The following is a 26654-nucleotide window of genomic DNA, read 5'->3' as shown; positions in this document are numbered from 1 at the left end:
AAATGAACAAAACAATTAAAATAATCGTTGGAATAATAGTGTTGGTGCTATTTGTTTGGGTAATTAAATATTTTAAAGACTCCAACTCAAAGGAAATTGAAGAATTTAAAGTAGAAGAGCCTTTTTACACGTCTATCAAAACAAAAGTTGTTGCAACTGGTAAATTAAACCCTGAAGAAGAAATTGAATTAAAGCCGCAAATATCAGGTATTGTAGATAAGATACTTGTTGAAGAAGGGGATATAGTGAGTAAGGGAGATCTTATTGCCAAGATTCGCGTGGTGCCAAATGAGCAAAATCTGGTAAGTGCCAGAAGCCGTATCAATACAGCGCAATTATCCTATGATAATGCCAAAACCCTATATGATAGAAACAAGGCCCTATTTGAAAAAGGAGTTATTTCTAAACAGGATTTTGAAAACAGTGAGTTATCACTTAACCAAGCTAAAGAATCCTTAAGACAAGCGCAAAATGATTTTCAAATCATTAGACAAGGGTCACTTTCTGGTGGTAGCTCAGCCAATACCAATATTGTTGCGCAAATTTCAGGAACTATTTTAGAGATTCCAGTAAGAGAAGGAGACCAAGTTATAGAGAGTAACAACTTTAACGAAGGTACAACCATTGCGTCTGTAGCTGATATGAGTAAAATGATTTTTGAAGGAAAGGTTGATGAAGCAGAGGTTGGTAAATTGGAAGAAGGTAAGGAAATCATAGTCGTATTAGGTGCCATTAACCAAAAGGAGTTTCCAGCAAAATTAACTTTTGTGGCACCAAAAGGAGTTGAAGAAAATGGTGCTGTGCAATTTACTATAAAAGCTGATGTCAATGTAGAACAGTCTACAAAAATTAGAGCAGGCTACAGTGCCAACGCCGAAATTGAACTAGAAAGTAAAGACAGCATCTTGGTTGTAAAAGAAGCCTTATTACAATTCAATAGAATTACTGAAAAGCCTTATGTTGAAATTCAAAAAGAAGATGGTTCTTTTGAGGAAAAGTATGTTGAATTGGGTATTTCGGATGGTATAAATGTTGAAATTACCGAAGGTGTGAGTGAAGGTGATAAAATTAAGATTTGGAATAAAGCATCAAAAGATAATGAAGATGAATAATAGAAAAGGTTTAATATTAGTTTTTACAATACTGTTTTCAGCTTTTACACAAGCGCAAGACAAAAAAGTCTGGACCTTGGAGGAATGTGTAAATTATGCGTTGGAAAATAATATATCAGTTCAGCAAGGCGAGAACACACTTTTAATTAATGAGCAAGATGTAATTGCTAATAAAGGAGGTTTTCTTCCTTCGGTTTCTGGTGGTTTAGGAGAAAGGTTAACTATTGGTTCTGGTTTTGATCCTGTGTCTAATAGAAGAGTTAGTAATCAAACAACTAACTCATTTAGCTATAATTTTAGTGTTAATCAAAACGTTTTTAATGGTTTTAGAACGCTTAATATCTATAAACAATCTCTAATAACTCTTGAGAGAAATGAACTAGAGTTAAAACGTATTAAAGATGATATTTCGTTGAATGTTGTTAATACATATTTAAATGTATTATTTAACAAGGAAAACCTAGAAACAGCTGAAGCCCAAGTAGATTTTTCGCAAAAACAATTAGATCAGGTAAGAGAATTGGTTGATGCTGGAGTGCAGCCACGGGCTAATATTTATGACGTTGAGGCGACCTTAAGCAGTGATGAACAAAACTTGACTATTGCAGAAAACAACTATAATTTAGCATTATTGAGCTTGTCGCAATTATTACAACTACCATTTGATGGTTTTGAAGTGGAAATAATTGAGATAGACAGTCCGTCTGCAGCATTGATGTACAATGATATTAGTTCTATACTGGACTATGCTTATTCAAATCGATATGAAATAAAAGTTGCCGAAAAAGACATTGAAAATGCTATACTTGGTAGAGAAATATCGAAATCAGGATATTACCCTTCGGTTGGATTTAGTTATGGTTTTGGGTCAGTTTGGAGTGAATCAAAAAACGATTTAAGAAAAGATGCATTTTTTAAAGAGTTGGATATAAACAAAGGTCATACTTTAAACTTGAATGTAAGTATACCCATTTTTTCTCAATACCAAAATAAAACTGCTGTTGCCCAAGCTCAAATTCGAGAAGACAATGCAAAACTAAATTTAGAACAAGCTAAATTAGATTTAGAAAGTAACATTCAAAGGGCTTTTACGGATGCCCAAGCGGCTTTAAAGGCTTATGAAGCAGCAAAAAAGTCTAGAGAGGCGCAACAGTTGGCATTTCAAAATTCTCAAGAACGTTATAACTTGGGTTCAATGAACTCCTTTGATTTGGAGCAGTCTAGAATTCAGCTTATAAATGCACAATCCCGATTAATAAATGCTAAATATGATTTTGTGTTTAAAACAAAAGTGTTAGATTTCTATCTTGGTAAACCAATAACCCAATAACTTGGCTATAATATTAAGCATAGAAACAGCTACAACAAACTGCTCGGTCTCTCTTTCTAAGAATGGAGAGACTTTTGCTTTAAAGGAAGATTATAAGGATGGTTTTTCCCATGCTGAAAAGCTCCATGTTTTTATTGAGGATATCTTAGTAGAGAACGATATTAAGAAAACCGATATTGACGCCATAGCCGTGAGTAAAGGACCAGGTTCTTACACAGGATTAAGAATAGGTGTTTCGGCTGCTAAAGGTCTTTGTTTTGCATTGAATATTCCGTTAATTAGTGTTTCTACTTTAGAATCTTTAGCACATCAAGTCCATGCTAAAAGAGGGCTTATTGTCCCGATGTTAGATGCTAGGCGTATGGAAGTTTATTCAGAAATATTCGATTTTAATCATGTCTCTATGAGAGGGATTGAAGCTGAAATTCTTGAGGAGTCTTCTTATGAGGAATTTTTGAAAAATGATTTAGTACACTTTATTGGAAGCGGTGTTGGAAAAACCAAATCATTGCTATCGAGTGATAATGCCATTTTTATTGAAGACAAACTACCATCTGCTGATCAAATGAGTGCTTTGGCTTATGCCAAATATCAAATAAGCGACACTGAAGATGTCGCTTATTTTGAACCTTATTATTTAAAAGACTTTGTGGCCTTAAAGCCTAAATCAAAATAACTTACTTATTCTTTGTGTATTTCAACTTGGTGTGGGTAAGGAATTTCAATACCGGCCGCATCTAGAGCTTCTTTGACTTGTTCGGTTACATCAAAATATACGGTCCAGTAATCTTCCGTCTTACACCAAGGTCTTGTTGCAAAGTTTACAGAGCTATCTGCTAATTCTAAAACTGTAACTGCGGGAGCAGGGTCCTTTAATATCATTGGATGTGATGTTAATACATTCATGATAACATTCTTGGTTTGTTTGATATCAGCATCATAACTCACGCCAAATACCAAATCCACTCTTCGGGTTCCTTCAGTTGTGTAGTTTACAATATTACCATTGGACAATGCACCGTTAGGGATAATGATTTCCTTGTTAGATAAGCCTGTCAGTTTGGTTGTGAAAATTTCTATTTCTTTGACAACGCCAATTTCGCCTTGAGCTTCAATCAAATCACCAATTTTTATAGGCTTAAAAATCATCAATAATACACCTCCAGCAAAATTGCCCAGTGAACCCTGTAATGCCATACCAACGGCTAAACCAGCCGCTGCTAGTATTGCAGCAAATGAAGTGGTTTCAATACCCAATTGGGATAAAATAGCCAAAATAAGCAGGATTTTTAACGCCCAGCCTATCAGATTTAAGAGGAATTTTTGAAGACTTTCCTCATAATTACTTTTAGTCATGACTCTTTTTACAGCTTTGATCATTTTTTTAATGATCCATGAACCTATAATCCATATGATTATAGCGCCTATTATTTTTATTCCATAGGTAGTTATGATATTCATACCCATTTCAGTCCATTTACTTAAATCGATGTTTTCCATGTTTTTGTTGTTAATTTATTGATTTACAAATTTAGCAATCAGATTAAACTTTATAAATGATTAGATGTTAATTAAACATTATTAACAGAAGCGCCAGAATAGCAGGTAGGGATTGCACATAAAACAGTTTTATTTTTTTTGTGGAAAATGCGCCATAAACTCCAGCAACAATAACACAGCCTAAAAAGAAGCAAATAAAAGGTAAGCTTTCAATAAAATGTGCAAATAGGAGACCTAGTGCCAAAAACCCATTATATAGGCCTTGATTAGCTGCCAATACTTTGGTTTCTTCGGCATATGATTTTGATTTTAAACCAAAAGTTTTAATACCCTTTGGCTTGGTCCACAAGAACATTTCCAAAGTTAAAAAGTAGAAATGTTCTAAAGCCACAAAAAAAATAAGAATGGTAATAATGTTATTCATCAAATAAAAAAGCGCCTTTTTGTGGCGCTTCCAATATAATTTATTTTACTTCAAAAGTCAATTTTAGATTTACTCTAAACTCGGTAACGTCATTGCCGTTTACTATCGCACTTTGTTCTTTTACATAAACGGATTTGATATTTTTGACTGTTTTAGAAGCTTCCTTAACTGCTTTTTTAGTTGCATCTTCCCAACTTTTATCAGAATTTGATAATACTTCAATTACTTTTAATACTGCCATAATAGTTTTTAAATTTTAATTTGAGATTACTTAAAGTTAACTATTTTTTCTGACACATAAAAAAGTAAAAAGTCACGATTCTAACCATTGATAGCTTCAACGGTTTCTACTTTTCCATTGAGCATTTCCTTAAGCATGTTTTCAATGCCATTTTTAAGAGTAAAAGTTGAGGATGGACAACCACTGCAAGCACCTTGTAAAATAACTTTAACCAGTTTGCTGGAAGGGTTATAGGATTCGAATTTAATATTGCCGCCATCACTAGCCACAGCTGGTTTAATAAATTCTTCAATGATATTGACTATTTCTTTAGAAGTGTCGTCTAATGCTTCAAAAGATTTATCCAAAGCTTCGGTTGTGGTTTTTAAAACTTCAGGAGCATGTGCATCAACAACATCTTTGCCTTGTTCAATATAAGCCCTTATAAACTCACGTATTTCCATGGTAATGGTTTCCCATTCCGCAATATCATATTTAGTAACAGATATATAATTGTCCTCAATAAAAACACTTTTAACAAAAGGAAAATGGAATAATTCTTTAGCAAGCGGTGATAATTTAGCTTCATCAATAGAGGTGAATTCGTAAGTGGCTGTAACCAATTTTTTGTTGGCAACAAACTTGAGAACTGCTGGATTAGGTGTACTTTCAGCATAAACCGTTACAGGAACTTTTTTAGTTGTTTCGGTCTCATTGATCACAATACCTCCAGAATTAAGATAATCTTGTATTTGTGTGGCAACCTCTTCTTGCACATCTTGCCACTCCGCAATGCTGAAACGTTCAATGGCAATAAAATGACTGGTTATATAAACTTTTTTAACAAAAGGCAAATAGAATAATTGTTGTGCTAAGGGCGAATTTTTAGCCTCGTCAATGTTGTTGTACTCAAAACTTTGATGGTTTGTGATGAACTTGTTAAGTTCAAATTTTATAATAGTATCGTTGGAAGTCTCTTTAATTGAAACTATGTAGGAATTCATAATAATTATTTTTTGCAAAAATACTAAAAGATAAGCATCTAAACATTTGAATTTTGAGATTAAAGATTGTTTTAATATTTCGGAATATTAAAAGGCTTTAACTATTCTAAATGCTTTGGATAAAAAGTAATTTTATATATTTGGAGTTTTGATTTATAATTTTATCAAAAAAATGGAGTTTATATAGGTTAAAAGCCATTTATGTATGCCAATCTACCTTGAAAAAAAGACTATGAGATTTAAAAGGTTTTGTTTAATAGCAATCATTACCCTATTTGCCCAGTTAGTTAACGGGCAAGAAGGACTTCCAATATATACGGACTACCTTACGGATAATTATTACTTAATTCACCCCTCAATGGCTGGTGCGGCCAATTGTGCCAAAATTAGAATGACTGGTCGTCAGCAGTGGTTTGGTCATGAAAATGCACCAAAATTATTAACGTTAAGCGCTAATGGAAGAATTGGTGAGTCAGATTCGGGTATTGGTGCTATGTTTTATACTGACCAAAATGGATTTCATTCACAAACTGGAGGATATATTACCTATGCGCACCATATTTTATTTTCGAGAAATGAGATAGACTTGAATATGTTGTCATTTGGATTAAGTGTTGGTGCCATTCAGTATAAGTTAGATGAAACTCAATTTATAAATGAATTACCTGATAGATTAATTTCTGGTATTGAACAAAGTTCAACTAACTTCAACATTGACTTCGGATTTTCCTATCATTTATATAATTTTTATGCCCACGCTACTGTGAAAAATATACTTAAAAATGAAGGTATCAATAACGATTTGGAGATTACCAGTAATTTAAGACGTTATTTATTATCAGCAGGTTATGTTTTTGGTAAGTTTGGTAGTGAATGGAGTTTTGAGCCATCGTTAATGTATCAATACAGAGATGCTACTAAAGAATCGTCTATTGATGTCAATTTTAAAGCATACAAAGAAATGGACTTTGGAAAACTTTGGGCGGGACTATCTTATCGTAGAAGTTTTGATGGAGCCGAATACTATGATAATGGTAGTGTAAGCAGTCAAAAATTACAATTAATTTCGCCTCTTGTAGGTATTAACTATAATCAATTTATGTTTGCATATACTTATGCCTATCAAGCAAATTCTATTGTATTTAACAATGGTGGCTTTCATCAAATAACATTAGGCTATAATTTTAGTTGTAAGAAAGAACGTTATCACTGTAACTGTCCTGCTGTTAATTAACAATGAGTCTTTAAAAAAATAAAAAAACGCCTTGATTTTCAAGGCGTTTTTTATTGCAATTTTCTCCGCAGTAATTTCTAAATTTTCTATTTCATATAATGTTTGAATGCCAGACTAATTTATGATGAAACTATTTTTTATAAAACCTATAATGAGTCAATAGGTTATTTAATTGAGTTAAACCCTACTTTCAATTTGTCATTGGGTCTATTTTGTTGAGCAAAGCACTTAAAATAAAGGTTGAGCATTTTATTTTAAACTTGAAAGTATGTATGTTTATACAATTCATTTCTTAAATCATGAAAGCAGGTTTGAAGTTATTAGTTCTATTGGTTGCTGTTTGTTACAGCCAAGGTTTTTATGCTCAAAACTCTCAATCGGCTCAAACATTCACTGTTCGTGGAGTTATTTTTGATAGTGAATTTCAAAAACCTGTTTCCAATGCCAATATTGAAGTGAATGGAGGAGCTTATACAACATCTAATGCTTCAGGAGAATTTAGAATACAAGTAAAAAAAGGGGATGAGATTGTTATTAAACATAAGGATTTTGAAACCGTTTATTATACTATCAAAAATCAAGAGCGCATACGGGTTGAAGTATTTCCCTATCGCTATTCGAGTGAAGGAGAAATTAGTGATGAACCCGATATGCCATTTAATTCATTAATTGATTCAGCCAGTATTTATTTGAAAACCGATTTTGAAAAGAGTATCCGTTTTGTGACACAAGCACTTGCAGAAAGTCGTTCAGTTAAAGAAAATTCGGAAGTTTATGAAATTCTGGGTGATATTTATTTACACTGGAAGCAATACGATTTAGCCGTAACTAACTACCGAATTAGTTTGCAAAGTGTTCAGGCAAATGAGGTTAAATTAAAATTAGCTAAAGCCTACTGGCATAATAAAAATTATCAAGAAAGTTTAAGTGTTTATAATGACATAAACAAAGAAGAACTATCAAATTGGCAATTGGCAGTTTTATATCAGGGCAAAGGTGATACGTATTATAGTATGCAAGATTTTTCTAAAGCTTTAGAGGAATTTAATAAGGGTCTTCAAGTTGCAAAAAAGCATGATATAAAACCAAAGGTTATTGATTTAAACTCAAAAATTGCACAAACTTACGATGCTAAAGGAGATGTGGTTGAAGCTGAAGAATATTTTGAAAGTTCATTGAATTTAGCTGCTCAAGAGGATAAAAAAAGAGCTTTAGAAGAGAAAGTTAAAGTCGCAGATTTTAAAGCAACTAAACAAAACTTTAATGATGAAATTGAATTGCGTAAGGAGGCCATTGAAAATATTAGAGAAATTGAAAGAGATTCCGTAATTGGAATTGAAAGTGCTCTAACCACTCAAAAACAAAATTATAAAATAGGTAATGCATATTTTCTGAAAAATGATTTTGAAAATGCCATAACCTATTTAGACAAAAGTATAGTAGAGGCCAAATCAAAAAATGATTTGGTAGTTGAAAAAGATGCTACTAGAAAATTGTCTGAAGTTTATAGTAGTTCTGGAGACTATAATAAGGCTTTGGAGACCTATAAAGAATATACAAATCTGGTTGAAGCGTTATATGTCAAAAAGGAACAGGAAATCATTCGGGCAGCACGATTTAGCCGTGAGATTGCTAATAAGCAGAGTCGTATAGCCAGTTTGGAAACCGATAGACAGTTGTCTGAGAGTAAATACCAACTAACTACGGAACGCAATAAACGTCAGCAGTTATGGATCTATTCTTTGATTGGAGGATTGGCTCTATTGTTAGTGACAGCCTATTTTATGTATAAATATATCAAACAACAACGCTTAGCCAATAATTTACTAGCATTGAAGTCCCTAAGAAGTCAAATGAATCCGCATTTTATTTTTAATGCCTTGAATTCTGTAAACGATTTTATAGCAAAAAGCGACGAGCGTACGGCCAACAAATACCTTACCGATTTTTCATTCTTAATGCGTGCGGTTTTAGAAAACAGCGAAGAAGATTTCATTCCATTAGAAAAGGAAATAGAATTGTTAGAACGCTATACACAATTGGAACATTTTAGATTTCAGGAAAAATTTGATTACACAATTGATATTGATGAGGACATAGATGTTTCGTCATACAAAATACCTCCTATGTTATTACAGCCTTATATTGAAAATGCTGTGTGGCATGGCTTGCGATACAAAACCGAAAAAGGACACCTGAAGATTAGTTTACAAAAAAAGAGTGAAAATGAAATAACCATTTCCATAATTGATGATGGCATTGGTCGTGAACGCTCGAGGCAACTAAAAACGGAGAACCAGAAAAAACACAATTCCAAAGGCATGAGTAATATTAAAAAACGGGTTGCTATTTTGAATGATATGTACCATGATAAGGTAGATGTCACCATCGATGATTTTCAATCAGAAGGAGATGTAGGAACAACAGTAATTGTAACATTAAAAAAGGATTGATTGTGAAACTTAGGTTAACTCTATTGTCGTTTTTTTTAATGTTGATCTTTAATTGTAAATCAGCAAAACAGAAAAAAAGTTGTTTTGAATTGGTTGAGAATAATTCACCAATTACATTAAAAAATTATGAAGAATTTATTGAATATGTTGGCATAGATAAATTGGAGAATATTACTATTTGGGTAGTTGATGGTATTATTTCTTCACCTGAGAATGTTAAAAATATAATTAATAATAAAAGATATAAACTACTAACAATAGATTTAATAAAAGGAGCAGATGGTTCAACTTTGGACGGGCCAAACGTAGATAGAGCTCTAATTATTACAACAAACAAATGTCTAGAAAAATATAAATCATGGAACTAAAAGCATTAATCGTAGAAGACGAAAAAACAAGTCGCGATATTTTAAAGAATTATTTAAACAAATATTGCCCCAATGTGCAAGTACTTGGAGAAGCTGAAAATATTGACCAAGCTCTGGAATTAATCAGAAATAATGAATTGGACTTGGTTTTTTTGGATGTTGAAATGCCTTATGGTAACGCCTTTGATCTTTTGGAACAAGTAGGTGATATCAATTTCGAGACCATATTTGTAACGGCCTATAATCAGTATGCCATGGATGCCTTAAATGCACATGCATCCTATTACTTGATGAAACCCATATCTATTGAAGAACTCATTAAGGCAGTCGATTATGTTACAGAAATAAAAACTAAAGAAAATGCATTGCATGAAGAAGTACTTATTCCTAAAACCAATCCAGTAAATGGTAAGATTACCATACCGCAGCAAGATGGTTTTGAAGTTATTAATACAGCCGATATTTTGTTCTGTAAAGCCGATGATAATTACACCGAAATATATTTAAACAATAACAAAAAGAAGTTGGTCAGCAAAACCCTTAAGTATTTTGAAGACGCACTAAATGATGGTGGCTTTGCCAGAGTTCACAAATCTTATTTGGTCAATGTTAATGAAATCGTGAAGTATGTCAAGGGCAAAGGAGGCAGCGTGGTTTTAAGAAATGGTAAACAAATTATGGTATCGGCTTCAAAAAAGTCAGATTTATTATCTTATTTTAAGTAACAATTGATTTTTAATTATTGTAAATTATACCTAATTTTTATTTTTCTGCCTATAGGTAGTTTTACACAAACTTTCGATGAAATTTTTGAATTGGATAAATTCCATAATGGGATTAAAATATATAATAAATTGAAATTGAGTTCAGATGGAACTTATCATAAAAAAATATTAAACTCTGGACATCAATTGGAGTCTTATGAGGAAAATGGGAAATGGTATAAGAAAGGAGATACCCTGTATTTACAATTGGAAAGATTAATTGCTTTTCCTGAATTTCCGGAAAGTAAATGGAAGGATTTTACTAGAGAAGATGTGTTTTTAATGAAAAGAAGAAGAATTATACCAATTTATAATCAAAAAAAGGCTTTGAAGTTTAGTCTGATAAGAAAAAATATAAAATATGCCAATAATTAAACCTGTTAACGGGAAACACCCTGAAATACCTAATGATTGTTTTATAGCTGATAACGCTACCATTGTTGGGGAAGTGAGCATGGGCAATGACTGTAGTGTCTGGTTCAATGCCGTTATAAGAGGTGATGTGCATTTTATAAAAATGGGGAACAAGGTTAATGTTCAGGATGGCGCGGTAATTCATGCCACTTATCAAAAATCGCCAACAACTATTGGTAATAATGTTTCTATTGGACATAACGCCATTGTACATGGTTGCACCATTCATGATAATGTATTGATTGGCATGGGCAGTATTGTCATGGATGATTGTGTGGTAGAAAGCAATAGTATTATTGCAGCAGGTGCAGTTGTAACTCAAAACACTAGAGTAGAAGCAGGGAGTATTTATGCGGGCGTTCCCGCCAAAAAAGTTAAGGATATAAGTAAGGACTTAATATCTGGTGAAATTGATCGTATAGCCAATAATTATGTGAAATATTCCAGTTGGTTTAAAAACGAATAGCATGAAAAATATTGGTTGCATAGTAATATTAGGTATTCTTTTATTGGCCTGTAAAAATGACCCAAACTGAAAACGGTCGATTCAAAAACTTATGCTAAAATTGAACAATTACACTGGTTAGTTGGTAAATGGGAGAATTTAACTGAACTAGAAAAGTCCTATGAAAATTGGACCCAAAAAAACGATAGTACCCTTTTGGGACATAGTTTTACTTTAATAGGGACTGATACGGTTTTTGCAGAAAGGGTAACTTTAAAACAATTAGGTGATGAGGTGTTTTTCACAGTCATTGCCTATCAGCAAAATGATGATAAACCAGTAACCTTTAAACTGTCATCAGTGGAAGCGGGTATTTTTTCATTTGATAATCCAGAACATGATTTTCCAACGCGTATTTCTTATTCAAATCCTACAAAAGATTCCATTCATGCATGGATAGAAGGCTATACGGCTGGTGAATTTCAAAAAATTGATTTCCTATTTAAGCGGTCCAATTAAAAATCCAATGGGAGAACTTCATGTCTATTTCCCAGAAGAGAAGCCATTACTTCAGGATTAGCATTACTGTAAAACTTTATGTTTGGTTCTCTGTTGGACGTATTAACTAAATCATTTTGTTTTAAAATAGATAACGTTTGTTTCGCGACAGCCTCACCTGAATCAATTATTTTAATGTGCTTAGGAAGCAACTCCAAAAGTTGAGGCAAAAGGTATGGGTAATGAGTACAACCTAAAACCAAATAATCAATATTTGCCTTAATCATAGGATTTAAGTATTCCTGCAATAATGCTTTCATTTCAGGTGAATACAATTTTCCAGATTCAATTAGAGGAACAATACCTTCACCTTCTTGTTCTATTACATGAATGCCATTACTATAAAGGTCTGTGGTTTGGTGAAACAAGTCACTGGATAGTGTTCCTTTTGTAGCTAAAATACCAATGGCTTTGGTTTGTGTTTTAAGTGCTGCTGGTTTAATAGCAGGTTCTATACCAATGAACGGGATGTTATAATTATTTCGGAGTGTTTTAATGGCATTAGTTGTAGCCGTATTACAAGCTACCACAATCAGTTTACAACCTTTTTCAATCAAAAGTTCGGTGTTCTTAATACTCAACTCTAATATTTTCTCTTTGGGTTTATTACCATATGGGGCATTTTTACTGTCGGCTAAATATATGGTATTTTCAAAAGGCATTAACGCATGGATTTCCTTCCAAATGGAGGTGCCTCCAACACCAGAATCAAATATGCCGATAGGATTTGTATTCATACAGTATAAAAATAAAAAAAGCCACTTTATAAAGTGGCTCTAGAATTTATATTTTAAAAAAATTAAATACCTAATTCTTTTTTAACATCATCCAATAAGTTTTTACCATCTGCCATAATAACACCACCGCCTTGTGTAGAATCTAAAACATATTGGTACCCTTGTGCTCTGGCAACTTTTAAAATAGCTGCTTTTGCCTTTTCAGTGATTGGCTTCAATAAATCAAGCTCTTTTTGTTGCATTTGTTGTTGCGCAGTACCTTGATATTGTTGAATGTTTTGTTGCATGGTTTGTACTTCAACCAAACGCTTTTGATTTTCCTCATCAGTTTTTGATGAAGCTTCAGCTTCATACTGCTTCATTTTGTTCTGATATTCAGTTGCCATGGCTTTAATATCAGCTTCGTAGGTTTTTCCAAGTTTTTCCATTTCAGACTGTGCTGCTGCCATTTCTGGCATGGCCTGAATAAGATCTTGGGTATTAATATGAGCAACTTTGCTTTGAGCTTGCGTGTAACTAGTCGCTCCAATAAATAATGCTGCTGCAAATAATAGGGTTTTGAATTGTTTCATTTTAAAAGTATTAATGTGTGTTATAAATTATTAATTATCTCCACCGCCTTCATCGTCGGGTGCTTCGTCTTGTTCGTCTTCGTTGTTATTATTTTGTTGATTTTCTCTTTCTTCTTTTGCTCGTTGTCTTTCTTCTAATATTCGTTGTTTGCGTTCTTCAAGTTCCTGTTTTCTACGTTCTCTATCTGCAATTTTAGCCTGTCTTCGTTCTTCTGCTATTTGTTCAGGTGTTTTGGCTTGTTCATCAGAATTAGGTGCTGAATCTGTTTCAACACTTTCTGATTCACCTTGTATATCCTCAACAGATTCTTGATCTTGCTGTTGGTTGCGTTCTTGTAATTTAGCCTCTCTAGCAGCATTACGAGCTTCAATAATACTGTCTCTTCGTCTTTGAGCAGCCTGTTTTCTAGCTTCACGTTCATCGAGAACAGCTTGTCTACGCTCTTCATCGGCTGCTTGTTTTGCCTCTAATTCCTCATTAATTTCAATCACAACATCTTCTTCTTCGGCAGCCTTTCTTTCAGCTTTAGAACTAGCTTGTTGACGTTTTGCGCTTCTGGTGATACTTCTAATCACTTGTTCGCTAAAATCAAATCGCTTTGCAGAGTACAGCATAACCACATCAGCAGATTTATCAAAAACAAAATCATATTTTTGTTTTTCAGCAATATCTTGAACTGCTGCAAATATTTGGTCCTGAATAGGTTGAATCAATTGTTTTTTCTGAATCATTAAATCACCATTAGGCCCAAAACGCTTTTGCTGATAATCTAAAATTTCCTTTTCCTCAAAAGCTATATCTTCTTCACGTTCTTCAATCAACTCTTTTGTTAAAAGTGCTTTTTCGTTGCTTAAATCCTTACGTTTCTGTTCAATACCGCTCAATTGTGTTTCAATTTCACTTTTCCATTTTTGAACTTTATTTTCCAGCTGTAAAGTTGCTTCTTGATATTCAGGAACATTTTCAAGTATGTACTCTGTATCAATATAACCGATTCTCACACCACGTTGCGCAAATGTGGAGAGGCTTAACAGAAATACTATAGTCACTAAAAAAAGAACTTTTAATTTCATCTGTTTCATATTTTATAATTTATTGGCATGTAAATTCTAAAACGACAGACCTTTATAATTATTCTACCTGTTTCGAATTTATCTCTCAAAATTAAGGAAATTTAATTTTAAAAAAATTAATTCGGGTTTAAATAACTAATTTGATACTAGAAAATATCGTGCCAAAATTAAAATTGTTGACCAATTATGAAATGTGTTTCCCAACCATTGGCTTTAGATTGACCAGGTAACGGGTCAAATCCATAACCAAAATCAATACCCAATAATCCAAATGCTGGCATAAAAATTCGTAAACCTGCTCCAGTAGATCTATAAAGCGCAAATGGATTATAATCTTTAAAGTCGTTATACGAAACACCACCTTCAACAAAACCTAATACAAAGATTTTGGCTTGTTGTTTCAGGCTGATAGGATACCGAAGTTCCATAGAAAACTTATTATAGATACTTCCTCCATCGTTAGTTATATTGCCATTTTCATCTAATGGTTGAAGCGATTGGTTAGGGTATCCACGTAAGGCCACCGCTTCACGCCCATCTAGGCTGAAATTACCTAAACCATCACCTCCAAGAAAAAACCGTTCAAATGGAATAACGCCTCTATATTGATTATAGGCTCCAAGGAAACCAAATTCAGCTGAAGATTTTACAATTAGTTTTCCAACCAATCGCGTATACCAATCACCTCGCATTTTAATTTTATAAAATTCTAGCCACTTAAAGCGTTCTTGATCTATTGCGGCAATAGCATCAGATGCTTCATTTCTTAAGACTATTGTTTCAGCGTTATCTCTTGCTTCAACCAAATCTTCACGTTCTTCAGATAATGCTTTATAATCTACACCATTGAATAACGAATAGGGTAAAGATAATTTGGCACTAATACTAAAATTAGATCCACCCATTGGAAAAATAGGATCATTATAAGTGTTGTTTCTGGTCAAGCCGATAGTATAGGATAAATTGTTAGAATATCCATCACCAAAAGTAAAGAGACCAGTATTATAGTTTTTAAGATTATAATGTTGGAAACTGATAGCTTGCGATAGGGTGAAAAAATCATCTGGGATGGTCAATCTTTTTGCCAATCCTATAGTTACCCCAGTGATGTTAAATCGTTTATCCTTGTCAGCATTACCAGTTGCTGGGTCATATAAAAATTGTTGTGAATGAGATAATGATGTTGAGAATTGCACCGGTTTTTTACCTCCCATCCAAGGTTCTGTAAAAGAAAAGCTATAGGTTCTAAAAAAGCGACTTACTTGCAAACGAAGCGCCAATTTTTGGCCATCACCTCTAGGCACTGGTTTATAGGCTTCTAAATTAAACAAATTACGTAATGAAAAGTTATTAAAAGAGAGACCTAAAGTTCCAATAAAACCACCGCCACCATAGCCACCTTGCAATTCTATTTGACTGGATCCTGTTTCTACAACACCATACTCCAAATCTATAGTGCCTTCATTAGGATTAGGATTTTGAAAATTGGTAGCTATTTGTTCTGCATCAAAATACCCAAGCTGACTTAGTTCACGAATGGTCCGTACGACATTTTCTTTACTGTAAAGTTGGCCAGGTCTTGTATGTAATTCCCTGTAAATAACCTTGTCATTGGTGACATCATTTCCAGTAACTGATATATTGTTAAAATAAACGGGTTTTCCTTCTGTGATACGGATTTCCATGTCAATGACATTGCCTTCAGTGTTAACTTCAACTGGGTTGATTGTAGAAAATAAATATCCTGAGTTTTGATATAGGTTAGTAATATCCTGAGCGTCAGGACGTGAATTGTCGGCAATTCTTTTTTCCAATTCTACACCGTTGTAAATATCTCCTTTGTTAATTCTAAGAACGTTTTTTAATACCTGATCTGAATAAACAGTATTACCAATGAAATCTATATTTCCATATCTATATTGCTCACCCTCTTCAATTTTTAGTTGTATTGAAATGTTCTTTTTGTCAACCGAAACAATAGTATCAGATATAACACGAGCATCGCGATAACCATTTTCCTTGTATTTATCTATAAGGCTTACCAAATCTTCTTTGTAATCTTCTTCAATGTATTTTGATCTTTTAAAAGGATGCCCAAAAACACTTTTTTGTTTTGTGTTTTTCATGGCGCCACGTAATTTAGACTCCTTTAAAACACTGTCACCAATAAATTCAATATCCTTGACCTTTACTTTTTTACCCTTATCAATATTAATGACCATATTAACTTGTGGTCGATTGGTTGAATCTTGAACCTCTATAGTATTGATGTAAACTTTAGTATTATAAAAACCATCTTTTTGGTATTTGTGAGTTAGATAGTTTTTGGTTGTTGTCAATAGGTTTTCTGTAACTTTTACACCCGTTTGAAGATTGTTTTCCTTTATTAAATCGTCCTTTTTTCCTTTTTTAATACCATTGATCTTTAATTCGTTAAGTTCAGGTAGATCAAACAACCTGATTTCAAGATAGGCAACATCACCTTCGGTTTTCACGAGATATATGTTGATATCACTAAATAAATTTGATTTCCATAATTTTTTAATAGCGTCACTAATTTTATCACCTGGAATCAAAATTTCCTGGCCTTTACGCAAGCCAGAATAGGTAACTATTGTTTGCGGACTAAAATGGGTGTTACCTGAAACAGTAATGTCACCCAAAGTATATTGTTTTCCTTCAGTATTGAAAGATTCTTGAGCAAAAGTGTTGAAACTACCTAATAAAAATAAAAAAGTAATGGTTAGACCTATATATGTTCTCAATGATGTTGGCTTAATTAATTTGTTCACTTGTTTTCCCAAATCGTCTTTCTCTTTTTTGATATTCAATAATAGCTTCATATAAACTTTCTTTGGTAAAATCAGGCCAAAGAATAGGTGTAAAGTACAATTCTGCATAAGCTATTTGCCATAAAAGAAAATTACTAATACGTTGTTCACCACTAGTGCGAATCAATAAATCCACATCCGGTAAATTTTGCGTGTAAAGATGCTCATTTATAACTGATTCATCAATTTTTTCGGGCGAAATTATATTATTTTTAACTTTAACACTTATTTTTTTAACGGTATTTAATATTTCTTCCCTCGAGCCGTAGCTTAGTGCTAATGTTAAGCACATTCTTTTATTGTCTTTTGTCTTTTGAATGACTTCATTGAGTTCTTCGTGAACTTTTTTTGGGAGTTCATTTAGACGGCCGATAGCAGAAAGTTTGATGTCATTGTCATTTAAAGTTTTTATTTCCTTCTTTAAAGATGATACCAATAGCCTCATTAAAGTTTGCACTTCCAATTTTGGCCGATTCCAGTTTTCGGTAGAAAAGGCATATAGGGTTAAATTCTCAATTCCTAACTCGGCACAACTCTCCACGGTTTCCCTGACTGATTTCGTGCCATTTTCATGTCCTACAGTTCTTAAAAGCCCTTTTTGTTTAGCCCAACGACCATTACCATCCATGATGATGGCAATATGTTTTGGGAGTGATTTTATGTCAATAGATTCTTTTAAGCTCATTTAAAAAATACAAAAACAAGGTTTTTTACCAAACGTGTAAGTTAATGTTAGACCAGTAAACATATACCAGTCATTATTATTTGTATTTCCAAAACCAAAAACATCTTTCAAGTTTTCAGAATCAGGAACACTGCCATCCAATTCGTCAGAAAAAGTATAACGAGCACCAATCTCGGCAGAAACAATAATACTTTGAAGAACGTTCATTTTAAAGCCTAAAACCATTGGAATGCCATAAGCATAACTTGATGTGTTTTCAGATTTTAACTGACCTTGATTGTTAAAATAAAAGTTGTCATGATAAGCCACTGTAATACCAGAATATAAATATGGCGTAGCGACATTTTTACCAGTATGTAAATCAAAATCAAAAAAAGTGAACTCTAATCCAACAGAAGCTTCAACTATTTGATTGGTAAAACTATAATTTCTTTCAAGGCGTCTTGGGTCATCAGATTTTGAATCTTTTCCTTCTAATTCAGTATAAATTAACGAGAATCTAAAGGAATGCCGTGGACTTCTATTCCATTTATATACACCGCCAAATGCCGGTTTATTTGGAGATATATATTTGGTGGATCCAACATCGCCAATAAAATTGCTTCCACCAACAAACAATCCAATTTCATGAGTTTGAGATTGGCAAAGTTGATAGCCGAAAAATAATAATACTATAGCGGTTAAATCCCTCATAAATGTTCAAAAGTTTGCAAATATAATAAATATGATTAGCCTATGACAATTTGAATCAAATTGTATTTGATTTAAACTGTTTTTAGTACAAATTATTGTTTAGTTGCGTTTGTCTTCTCCCCAAAGTAATTTTTTTCGGAGGGTATCCAAAAAACTTTCCTCCAATAATTCAATCATTTTTATTGTGAAAGGAGCTTTTTTAATAGTTACAACGGTATCATTTGATAATGTAGCAATTCGGGAGTCTAATGATACTAAATAATTGTCTTCACGACCACTAACACGTAATTGAATTTCAGTAGAATCAGTGATGACTAGTGGCCTAGCACTCAAATTGTGGGGAGCAATTGGTGTAATAACAAAACTATTGGTGTCGGGTGTTATAACAGGCCCACCGCAGCTCAAGGAATACCCTGTTGAACCCGTAGGAGTTGACACTATTAATCCGTCACTCCAATAGGAAGTGAGATATTCGTCATTTAATCGTGTTTCAACAGTTATCATGGAAGTCGTATTTTTTCGACTAACTGCAATTTCGTTTAGAGCAAAATCAAGAATTTTAAATTCTTCGTGCTCTGGTTCTGTGGCAATGGTCAATAAGTTGCGTTCGGATATTTTGTATTTATTTTCCAAAATAGCATCAATAGCATGTGTGATATTTTCATTTTGAATGGTAGCTAAAAATCCTAGTCGACCAGTGTTGATTCCAATAATAGGAATATCAAAATCTTTAACATAAGTAATGGCTCTCAATATAGTTCCATCGCCACCAATACTAATCAGTAAATCATAACTAGTATCTAAAATGTCAAATGTTTTGTGGATTTCAGAATCAAAAAGATTGTTAAATAAGTTTTTGGCAGTATTAAAAAATTGACGTTCAATATAAATTGACACATTTTTATTTTTTAAATGATCCAAAAGAATTTGAAGCGACTCTTCGTTACTTTTTTGATAGGATTGACCAAAAACAGCAATTTTCATAACCTTACATGTTTAAATATTTATTCAAATATTCCGATCGCTCTTTAAGACTCTGTAAATAGCTATCTTCTTCATGTCCTGAAACAATATTGTAACTGTAACGCCTAAAGGTTTGCATGATATCATTTAGTCCAGTATTTCCAATTTTTAGTGTTATCTGGACGATATCATTTTCAATTTTTGAAATAAAAGCCCCCAAAAGTTTTCCGTCATTGGATTCTACTATTTGACTAACCTCACTAAAGGAATAGTCAACAAGTCCTTTTTCAATAACCAAAATGCCACCTGCCTCGGAGAAAAACGGTGTTTCATTAAACAAGCTAATGATGTCATTTAATTCATAATATCCTAGATACGTGTTTTTGGCATTAAGAACAGGCATAATGTTGGTTGAGTTCATGGCAAAGGCCTCAAGTACATCTAGCCAATTAGTACTTTCCCGAACAAAAAAACCTTCAAGGGCATGAGCATACTCCAGAATATCTTTCCTACTATCAAAACAATGCGCATCAGTTTCAGACATACAACCCAAATACATATTGCTTGCATTTTTTATGGGAATATGCGAATAGGTCAACTGATTGAATAATACCTGAATATCACCAATTTTATCAGTATTGTTTAAGGGTTTTATGTCGTTAATAATGTATTCTGAAAGATTCATTTTTGAGTATGGCTATGAACATGCAAATTAATTAAAAAATACTACATTAAGCCTTAATGAGTTTGTATTTTTGTATTCCAAAAAACTAGAGAATGACTAAATTAAGTGTGAATATAAATAAGATAGCGACTTTAAGAAATTCCCGAGGAGGTAATGAACCTAACGTGGTCCGTTTTGCTAAAGATGCTCAACGTTTTGGAGCAGAGGGTATTACTATTCATCCTAGGCCAGATGAACGTCACATCCGCTATCAGGATGCCTATGATTTGAAATCAGAAGTTTATACCGAATACAACATTGAGGGTAATCCTATTGCAAAATTTATGGACATGGTTTTAGAAATAAAACCAACTCAAGTAACATTGGTTCCCGATGCTGTTGATGCCATAACAAGTAATGCGGGCTGGGATACTATAAAACATCGGGATTTTTTAGTTGAGACCATCAAAGAGTTTAAAAACAATGGCATTCGCACATCTATATTTGTGGATCCCGTTTTAAAACAGATTGAAGGTGCTAAAGAAACAGGGACTGACAGGATAGAACTTTACACCGAGGCTTATGCGCATCAATATGGATTTGGAAATAAAGACGCCATTCAACCTTATTTTGAATGCGCGGAATTGGCCAATAATCTAGGATTGGGTGTTAATGCAGGTCATGACTTATCCTTGGATAATATTCGTTTTTTTAAGGAAAACATTCCTGGTCTATTAGAAGTTTCTATTGGGCATGCCTTAATTTCTGAAAGCCTGTATTTAGGAGCTGAAAATGTTATTCAAATGTATTTACATAAACTAAAATGATGGATTTATACTCAAATATTCTAGGTGAAGGAAAACCATTTATAATCTTACATGGCTTTTTGGGTATGGGCGATAATTGGAAAACATTGGGGCAACAATTTAGTGAAGCTGGATATGAAGTGCATTTGCTTGACCAACGCAATCACGGTAGAAGTTTCCATGATGAGGTTTTTAATTATGATGTCTTGGTAGAGGATTTAAAGCGCTATTTAGATGATAAGGCATTAAGAGAAATAGTGCTTTTGGGGCATTCCATGGGAGGGAAGACGGCCATGTTATTTGCTGCTAAATATCCAGAATATGTCAGTAAACTAATTGTAGCCGATATTTCACCAAGATATTACCCAGTGCATCATGATATGATTCTAAAAGGTTTGAGCAGTTTGGACTTTTCTAAAATAAAAAGTAGAGGTGCTGCCGATAAGCAATTAGCTAATTATGTACCCGAATTTGGTATACGTCAGTTTTTATTAAAAAATCTGTATTGGAAAGAAAAAGGTCAGTTAGCGTTGCGAATGAATATTGACGTTTTGCGTGAGCAAGTAAGTGAGGTTGGTGAGGCTTTGCCAGTTCATGCTAGGTTTGAAGGTGATGTATTGTTTTTGCGAGGCGATAAATCGGAATATATAGGGCATCAAGACGAGGCCATCATCAAAAATCACTTTCCTCATTATAAGTTAGTAACTATTTCAAACGCCGGTCACTGGTTACATGCTGAAAATCCCGAAGATTTTTACAATGCTGTAATCAGTTTTTTAAACTAAAAAATTGTACCTTTTTAAAAACTAAACATTAAAGATTATGAAAATTATTTTAAAGGTATTACTAACCGCTGTTGCCGTTGTTTTATTATCCAAGTTATTATCAGGCGTTTCAGTGGATGGCTATACAACAGCCATAATTGTTGCTGCGGTTTTAGGTCTGCTCAATATTTTTGTTAAACCATTGTTGGTGCTCTTTACATTGCCAGCAACTATCCTGACACTAGGTTTATTCCTATTTGTAATAAATGCCTGCATAATTCTTTTGGCTGATAAATTGGTCGATGGTTTTGCGGTAAGTAGTTTCTGGACAGCGCTGTTATTTAGCATACTACTTACCATTTTACAATCGATATTTTACTCCGTTTTGGGAGAGGAGAAAACGGACTGAAATACAATACGTTAAAATACTTTGTTGGAGTGTGAAAAAGTAGTACTTTTGCACTCCAATTTTTATAGTTAGAAAATGAATATTACAAGAGAAAACATTGATGCATTAAATGCTGTAGTAAAAGTAGATATTGCTAAAGAAGATTATAATGACAAAGTCGAAAAAATCTTATCAGATTATCGAAAAACAGCCAACATTCCAGGATTTAGAAAAGGACATGTGCCAATGGGAATGGTAAAAAAGCAATATGGTAAAGCTGTATTGGTTGATGAGGTTAATAAATTACTTCAAGATGCATTAAACAAATATTTAACTGAAGAAAAATTAGATGTTTTAGGTAATCCATTACCAAAACCTCAAGATAATTTGGATTGGGATGCCGATAAATTGTCTTTTGAGTTCGAATTGGGTTTAGCGCCTGAATTTGATGTTAACCTAAAACCAAAGAAAGCATTCATTCATTACAATATTGTTGCTGGAGATAAAATGATCAATGATCAGGTTGAGAATATCCAAAAGCAGTATGGTAAACTGGTTTCTCAAAAAGAGGTAGCTAAAGACAGTGAAATCACAGGTATTTTTAAAAATGAAGAGCGTGAAATTGAAAACACGGTAACCTTAACTTTAGATAAATTTAAAGGAAAAGCTACTGAAAAGAAATTTGTGGGAGCCAAAGCAGGAGATGTTATTGAGCTAAAAACCAAAGGTCTTTATGATGATGAGCACGAGTTAATGCATGCGTTAAAATTAGGTCATGACGATGTTCACGGTTTGGATATCAATGTAACATTTACCATTACTGAAATTAACGAACGCGTATTGGCGGATTTAGATCAAGAGTTATTTGATAAGTTGTTTGGAAAGGGTGTAGTAACTTCAGTGACTGAATTGAAGGAGAAGATAAAAGAAGATGCTGAAAAGCAATTTACCCAACAGTCAGATCAAAAACTTTTGAATGATGTTACTGAATATTTAGTAGAAAACACCAAGTTTGATTTACCATCAGTATTTTTACAAAAATGGATGCAAACGGCAGGTGAGCAGGAATTGTCTGAAGATCAAGCAAAAGAGGAATACGAGAAGTCTGAAAAAAGCTTGCGTTACCAGTTAATTGAAGGCAAATTAATTACGGACAATGACATCAAAGTAACCATGGATGACATTAAAAATCATGCAAAAAACATGATTAAAGCTCAAATGGCACAATTTGGGCAAATGAATCCAACTGATAAAGAGCTAGAAGATATTGCTGCACGTGTATTATCGAATCAAGAAGAGGCGCGTCGTATTTCAGAACAAATTATTAGTCAAAGACTATTGGCCATGTATAAAGAAAAAGCCAATATCAAGACTAAGGAAATTACTTATGATGACTTTGTAAAAGAAGTATATGGTGATAAATAAGCCATAAAGCTTTTAAAGAATAAATCATTATATTTAGGCGCTGAAACTATTAGAGTTCAGCGCCTAAATTTTTATAAAAAACCCTATATATAACTATGGATTACGCTAAAGAATTTGAAAAATTCGCTATAAAGGACCAAGGGATAAGCAGCACATATTACAACAAGATAATAAGCAGTATGTATCCTACTAATTTAACTCCAAACATCATTGAAGAACGCCAAATGAACATTGCGATTTTTGACGTGTTTTCGCGCTTGATGATGGATCGTATTATTTTTCTTGGCACAGGCATTAATGATCAAGTTGCCAATATCATTCAGGCTCAATTGTTGTTTTTAGAAAGCACAGATTCCTCAAAGGATATTCAAATCTATATTAATTCGCCTGGAGGAAGTGTTTATGCTGGATTGGGAATTTATGATACCATGCAATTTATAAAGCCAGATGTGGCAACAATTTGTACGGGAATGGCTGCATCAATGGGTGCTGTCCTATTATGTGCTGGAGAAAAAGGTAAGCGCAGTGGATTAACACATTCGCGTGTCATGATACATCAGCCTTTAGGGGGAGCTCAAGGTCAAGCAAGTGATATTGAAATTACAGCTAGAGAAATTCTTACATTAAAAGAAGAGCTTTATAAAATAATCAGTAAGCATTCTGGTCAGGATTACGACAAAGTATATTCTGATAGTGATCGTGATTATTGGATGAAAGCCGATAAAGCCAAAGAATATGGAATGATTGACGAAATATTGGTACGCAGTTAATCGTTTTTAAAAGAATACAGAATTTAGATTTATGTCAAAGGAAGATTTAGAATGCTCATTTTGTGGTCGAAAAAAACCTGAAACCAATTTACTTATTGCCGGATTGGATGCTCATATCTGCGATAGGTGTATTGAGCAGGCACATGGAATTGTTTTAGAGGAATCTAAACAAAGTGATAATAGTGAGCTATCTGCTGAATTAATGCTTCGAAAGCCTCAAAAAATAAAATCATTTCTTGATGAGTATATCATTGGTCAAGAAGCCACTAAAAAAGTAATGTCTGTTGCCGTTTATAATCACTACAAGCGTTTATTGCAACCACCATCGGATGATGATATTGAAATTCAAAAAAGTAATATTATCATGGTTGGTCAAACGGGTACAGGAAAAACCCTGATGGCCAAAACAGTTGCTAAAATGTTGAATGTGCCTTTGGCTATTGTTGATGCTACGGTTCTAACAGAAGCAGGTTATGTAGGAGAGGATGTTGAAAGTATTTTGACAAGACTTTTACAGGCTGCTGATTATAATTTGGAAAAAGCAGAAAAAGGTATCGTATTTATTGATGAAATTGACAAAATTGCTCGAAAAAGTGATAACCCTTCAATTACGCGAGATGTCTCTGGTGAAGGTGTGCAGCAAGCTTTGTTGAAATTATTGGAGGGTACTACAGTGAATGTTCCACCTAAAGGAGGTCGAAAGCATCCTGATCAAAAATTTATCGAGGTTAACACGGAAAATATTTTGTTTATTGCTGGCGGCGCTTTTGATGGGATTGAAAAAGTAATCTCCAAGCGTTTGAACATGCAGGCCGTTGGATATAGCGCCTCGATGTCTGATGAGCGTGTTGATCAGGCTAATTTACTACAATATATCATTCCAAAAGATTTAAAGGACTTTGGTTTAATTCCTGAAATAATTGGGCGATTACCAGTGTTGACTTATATGGATCCGCTAGATGCCCATACGTTAAGAGCTATTTTAACAGAGCCTAAAAACGCTATTATTAAGCAATATAAAAAGTTGTTTGAAATGGATGAAATTGATTTCAGTATTACGGATGGCGCGTTAGATTTTATTGTTGATAAAGCTATTGAATACAAACTCGGTGCCAGAGGCCTTCGTTCATTATGTGAAGAAATTTTAACCGATGCCATGTTTGAAATGCCAGGAAGTGACGAAAAGGAATTAAAAGTCACAAAAGCTTACGCTGAAGATAAAATTACCAAGACGACGCTCAAAAAATTGAAAGCCGTATCCTAGGTAAACTGACTTATTAAAGACCACTGTATTAAGATGCAGTGGTTTTTTATGCTTTAGATTTAAAATATTCATAACCCTCAATATTCATGAGGATCAGCAATAAACCGTAAATAGTATCTTCAATTGGGATGTTGAACAACCTGATACCCAAATTTTCTAGATCATTATACCAGACTATAGGTTCAACAAGGAAGCTTCCTGTTAGAACTCCATTGCTCAAAATAAAAAATGGGAAAATAAATAAGTAACTCAAATAATGATAAGAAAGATCTTTCTTTTTAATGATCAAATATATCAAATAGAAACTGGCACTAAAAAATGTTATGGACGTATAGAGCCTATTGTAGTAAATGATTGCTGTAATTAATAAAATGCCAATTAGAGCATAGGAAATAATATGTTGTAGTTTTTCAATGGGATTCTTCTTGATTAGGAATTTAAATGCGAAATAACTGAAAACACAACAAAAAGGAATACAAATAAAAAATAGGATTTCCTCTAAAGGGATAACTCCTAAATAAATTCCAGTTACATAATCATTATTAAATCCCCAAACCCCAATTTCAGTAAACCAATAGTCCCAAATTAAAAAGATTATGGCTACTAAAATATTAGCCTTGAAAAATGATTTCCATTCTCTGTAAAAAGGTTTTTTTGGATAAAAGCTAGCAAATAAGGGTATGCTTATACATGCCAGATTAACCAAAAGATAAGTAAAGGATTTCATTATTTGTATTGGTCATGATATTTTTTTGGAACATAAAGCATTCCAAAACACTCACCATCTTCTTTTCCTAAATGCTTATGATGAACTTTGTGGGCTTTTCTCAAACCTAGTAAAAATTTATTTTTAGTGTGTTTAAACCACTTAAAGCGCTGATGGATTAAAACATCATGAACCAAAAAATAGGTTACACCATAAAAGAAGATACCAAGACCAATGAAAAACATGAAATTAAGTTCGGGAACTAATCCAAAATAGAACAATAAGATACTGGGAATGGCAAAAATCACGAAAAAAGCATCGTTTTTTTCAAAAACATGGGGGTATTTTGGCTGATGGTGATCTTCATGCAAATACCATAGAAACCCATGCATAATGTACTTATGAGTGAACCATGTAATGAGTTCCATTAAGAAAAACGTTGCCAAAGTTATTATGATAAATAAAAGAATCTGCATATTGTAATGT

At 33.4% G+C, this 26654-nt stretch carries 30 protein-coding genes; 16 read left to right on the top strand and 14 right to left on the bottom strand.

The window, feature by feature from the left end; all coding sequences use genetic code 11:
* Positions 1-2: 2 nt before the first annotated feature.
* From C1T31_RS06660 to tsaB, 3 genes are read left to right on the top strand one after another with little or no spacing between them, the layout of a single operon-like run.
* Complete coding sequence (locus tag C1T31_RS06660) at positions 3-1112, top strand: efflux RND transporter periplasmic adaptor subunit (RefSeq protein ID WP_103051692.1); 1110 nt, start codon at positions 3-5, stop codon at positions 1110-1112.
* A complete protein-coding gene (locus tag C1T31_RS06655; RefSeq protein WP_103051691.1) occupies positions 1105-2442 on the top strand; it encodes a TolC family protein in 1338 nt (445 codons plus the stop codon). The genes C1T31_RS06660 and C1T31_RS06655 overlap by 8 nt, the downstream gene beginning before the upstream one ends.
* Before the next feature lies 1 nt (position 2443).
* Positions 2444-3118 (top strand): tRNA (adenosine(37)-N6)-threonylcarbamoyltransferase complex dimerization subunit type 1 TsaB, encoded by a 675-nt coding sequence (gene tsaB, locus C1T31_RS06650; RefSeq protein WP_103051690.1) that lies wholly within the window; start codon positions 2444-2446, stop codon positions 3116-3118.
* Positions 3119-3123: 5 nt separating this feature from the next.
* Here the strand turns inward: tsaB and C1T31_RS06645 are convergent, their stop codons facing one another.
* The 4 genes from C1T31_RS06645 to C1T31_RS06630 all read right to left on the bottom strand — a co-directional run bounded on the left by C1T31_RS06645 (position 3124) and on the right by C1T31_RS06630 (position 5590).
* Positions 3124-3942 (bottom strand): mechanosensitive ion channel family protein, encoded by an 819-nt coding sequence (locus C1T31_RS06645; protein WP_103051689.1) that lies wholly within the window; start codon positions 3940-3942, stop codon positions 3124-3126.
* A gap of 67 nt (positions 3943-4009) precedes the next feature.
* Positions 4010-4366 (bottom strand): DUF1304 domain-containing protein, encoded by a 357-nt coding sequence (locus C1T31_RS06640; RefSeq protein WP_103051688.1) that lies wholly within the window; start codon positions 4364-4366, stop codon positions 4010-4012.
* 40 nt (positions 4367-4406) lie between these two features.
* A complete protein-coding gene (locus C1T31_RS06635; protein WP_103051687.1) occupies positions 4407-4607 on the bottom strand; it encodes a dodecin family protein in 201 nt (66 codons plus the stop codon).
* A gap of 80 nt (positions 4608-4687) precedes the next feature.
* Positions 4688-5590, bottom strand: a complete 903-nt coding sequence (locus tag C1T31_RS06630) for a NifU family protein (protein ID WP_103051686.1) — start codon at positions 5588-5590, stop codon at positions 4688-4690.
* 232 nt (positions 5591-5822) lie between these two features.
* Here C1T31_RS06630 and C1T31_RS06625 point away from each other — a divergent pair, with 232 nt between their 5' ends.
* The 7 genes from C1T31_RS06625 (at position 5823) to C1T31_RS06595 (ending at position 11787) form a co-directional block, all read left to right on the top strand.
* Positions 5823-6824, top strand: a complete 1002-nt coding sequence (locus C1T31_RS06625) for a PorP/SprF family type IX secretion system membrane protein (RefSeq protein WP_103051773.1) — start codon at positions 5823-5825, stop codon at positions 6822-6824.
* A 299-nt stretch (positions 6825-7123) separates the two neighbouring features.
* Positions 7124-9277, top strand: a complete 2154-nt coding sequence (locus C1T31_RS06620; protein WP_103051685.1) for a histidine kinase — start codon at positions 7124-7126, stop codon at positions 9275-9277.
* Between the two features lie 2 nt (positions 9278-9279).
* A complete protein-coding gene (locus C1T31_RS06615; RefSeq protein ID WP_123912638.1) occupies positions 9280-9645 on the top strand; it encodes a hypothetical protein in 366 nt (121 codons plus the stop codon).
* Positions 9636-10370, top strand: coding sequence for a LytR/AlgR family response regulator transcription factor (locus C1T31_RS06610; RefSeq protein ID WP_103051683.1), 735 nt, complete (start codon positions 9636-9638; stop codon positions 10368-10370). The genes C1T31_RS06615 and C1T31_RS06610 overlap by 10 nt, the downstream gene beginning before the upstream one ends.
* Before the next feature lie 129 nt (positions 10371-10499).
* Complete coding sequence (locus C1T31_RS06605) at positions 10500-10784, top strand: hypothetical protein (protein WP_123912637.1); 285 nt, start codon at positions 10500-10502, stop codon at positions 10782-10784.
* Complete coding sequence (locus C1T31_RS06600) at positions 10771-11289, top strand: gamma carbonic anhydrase family protein (protein WP_103051681.1); 519 nt, start codon at positions 10771-10773, stop codon at positions 11287-11289. The genes C1T31_RS06605 and C1T31_RS06600 overlap by 14 nt, the downstream gene beginning before the upstream one ends.
* Before the next feature lie 66 nt (positions 11290-11355).
* A complete protein-coding gene (locus C1T31_RS06595) occupies positions 11356-11787 on the top strand; it encodes a DUF6265 family protein (protein WP_317047287.1) in 432 nt (143 codons plus the stop codon).
* Here C1T31_RS06595 and murI read toward each other — a convergent pair.
* The 8 genes from murI to C1T31_RS06555 all read right to left on the bottom strand — a co-directional run bounded on the left by murI (position 11784) and on the right by C1T31_RS06555 (position 20066).
* A complete protein-coding gene (murI, locus tag C1T31_RS06590) occupies positions 11784-12563 on the bottom strand; it encodes a glutamate racemase (RefSeq protein WP_103051679.1) in 780 nt (259 codons plus the stop codon). The genes C1T31_RS06595 and murI overlap by 4 nt on opposite strands.
* A 62-nt stretch (positions 12564-12625) precedes the next feature.
* On the bottom strand, positions 12626-13135 hold the full coding sequence (locus C1T31_RS06585; protein ID WP_103051678.1) for an OmpH family outer membrane protein: 510 nt from the start codon (positions 13133-13135) through the stop codon (positions 12626-12628).
* A gap of 30 nt (positions 13136-13165) precedes the next feature.
* The gene (locus C1T31_RS06580; protein ID WP_103051772.1) at positions 13166-14209 is read right to left on the bottom strand and encodes an OmpH family outer membrane protein; all 1044 of its coding nucleotides are present in this window, start codon (positions 14207-14209) and stop codon (positions 13166-13168) included.
* Between the two features lie 167 nt (positions 14210-14376).
* Positions 14377-17052, bottom strand: coding sequence for an outer membrane protein assembly factor BamA (gene bamA / locus C1T31_RS06575; RefSeq protein ID WP_103051677.1), 2676 nt, complete (start codon positions 17050-17052; stop codon positions 14377-14379).
* A complete protein-coding gene (locus C1T31_RS06570; protein ID WP_103051676.1) occupies positions 16985-17725 on the bottom strand; it encodes an isoprenyl transferase in 741 nt (246 codons plus the stop codon). The genes bamA and C1T31_RS06570 overlap by 68 nt, the downstream gene beginning before the upstream one ends.
* A complete protein-coding gene (porG, locus tag C1T31_RS06565) occupies positions 17726-18418 on the bottom strand; it encodes a type IX secretion system protein PorG (protein ID WP_103051675.1) in 693 nt (230 codons plus the stop codon).
* Between the two features lie 99 nt (positions 18419-18517).
* Entirely contained in the window at positions 18518-19402 is an 885-nt protein-coding gene (locus tag C1T31_RS06560; protein WP_103051674.1) for an NAD kinase, read from the bottom strand.
* A 4-nt stretch (positions 19403-19406) separates the two neighbouring features.
* Positions 19407-20066, bottom strand: coding sequence for a CBS domain-containing protein (locus C1T31_RS06555; protein WP_103051673.1), 660 nt, complete (start codon positions 20064-20066; stop codon positions 19407-19409).
* Positions 20067-20158: 92 nt separating this feature from the next.
* Between C1T31_RS06555 and C1T31_RS06550 the strand changes: the two genes are divergently transcribed.
* From C1T31_RS06550 to clpX, 6 genes are all read left to right on the top strand, one after another.
* Positions 20159-20872, top strand: a complete 714-nt coding sequence (locus tag C1T31_RS06550) for a pyridoxine 5'-phosphate synthase (RefSeq protein ID WP_103051672.1) — start codon at positions 20159-20161, stop codon at positions 20870-20872.
* A complete protein-coding gene (locus tag C1T31_RS06545; RefSeq protein WP_103051771.1) occupies positions 20872-21636 on the top strand; it encodes an alpha/beta fold hydrolase in 765 nt (254 codons plus the stop codon). The genes C1T31_RS06550 and C1T31_RS06545 overlap by 1 nt, the downstream gene beginning before the upstream one ends.
* Before the next feature lie 37 nt (positions 21637-21673).
* A complete protein-coding gene (locus C1T31_RS06540; RefSeq protein ID WP_103051671.1) occupies positions 21674-22024 on the top strand; it encodes a phage holin family protein in 351 nt (116 codons plus the stop codon).
* Positions 22025-22099: 75 nt separating this feature from the next.
* Complete coding sequence (tig, locus tag C1T31_RS06535) at positions 22100-23428, top strand: trigger factor (protein WP_103051670.1); 1329 nt, start codon at positions 22100-22102, stop codon at positions 23426-23428.
* Positions 23429-23523: 95 nt separating this feature from the next.
* Complete coding sequence (gene clpP, locus C1T31_RS06530) at positions 23524-24198, top strand: ATP-dependent Clp endopeptidase proteolytic subunit ClpP (RefSeq protein ID WP_103051669.1); 675 nt, start codon at positions 23524-23526, stop codon at positions 24196-24198.
* 31 nt (positions 24199-24229) lie between these two features.
* Entirely contained in the window at positions 24230-25462 is a 1233-nt protein-coding gene (gene clpX, locus C1T31_RS06525) for an ATP-dependent Clp protease ATP-binding subunit ClpX (RefSeq protein ID WP_103051668.1), read from the top strand.
* A gap of 46 nt (positions 25463-25508) precedes the next feature.
* Here clpX and C1T31_RS06520 read toward each other — a convergent pair whose 3' ends face one another.
* A complete protein-coding gene (locus C1T31_RS06520; RefSeq protein WP_103051667.1) occupies positions 25509-26189 on the bottom strand; it encodes a lycopene cyclase domain-containing protein in 681 nt (226 codons plus the stop codon).
* A complete protein-coding gene (locus tag C1T31_RS06515) occupies positions 26189-26644 on the bottom strand; it encodes a sterol desaturase family protein (protein WP_103051666.1) in 456 nt (151 codons plus the stop codon). Before C1T31_RS06515 ends, C1T31_RS06520 begins: the two co-directional genes overlap by 1 nt.
* Positions 26645-26654: the final 10 nt, after the last annotated feature.

The organism is Hanstruepera neustonica (assembly GCF_002895005.1).
Classification (GTDB): domain Bacteria; phylum Bacteroidota; class Bacteroidia; order Flavobacteriales; family Flavobacteriaceae; genus Hanstruepera; species Hanstruepera neustonica.
Note: the sequence above shows the minus strand (reverse complement) of the source record. Positions and strands in the feature narration are given on the sequence as shown.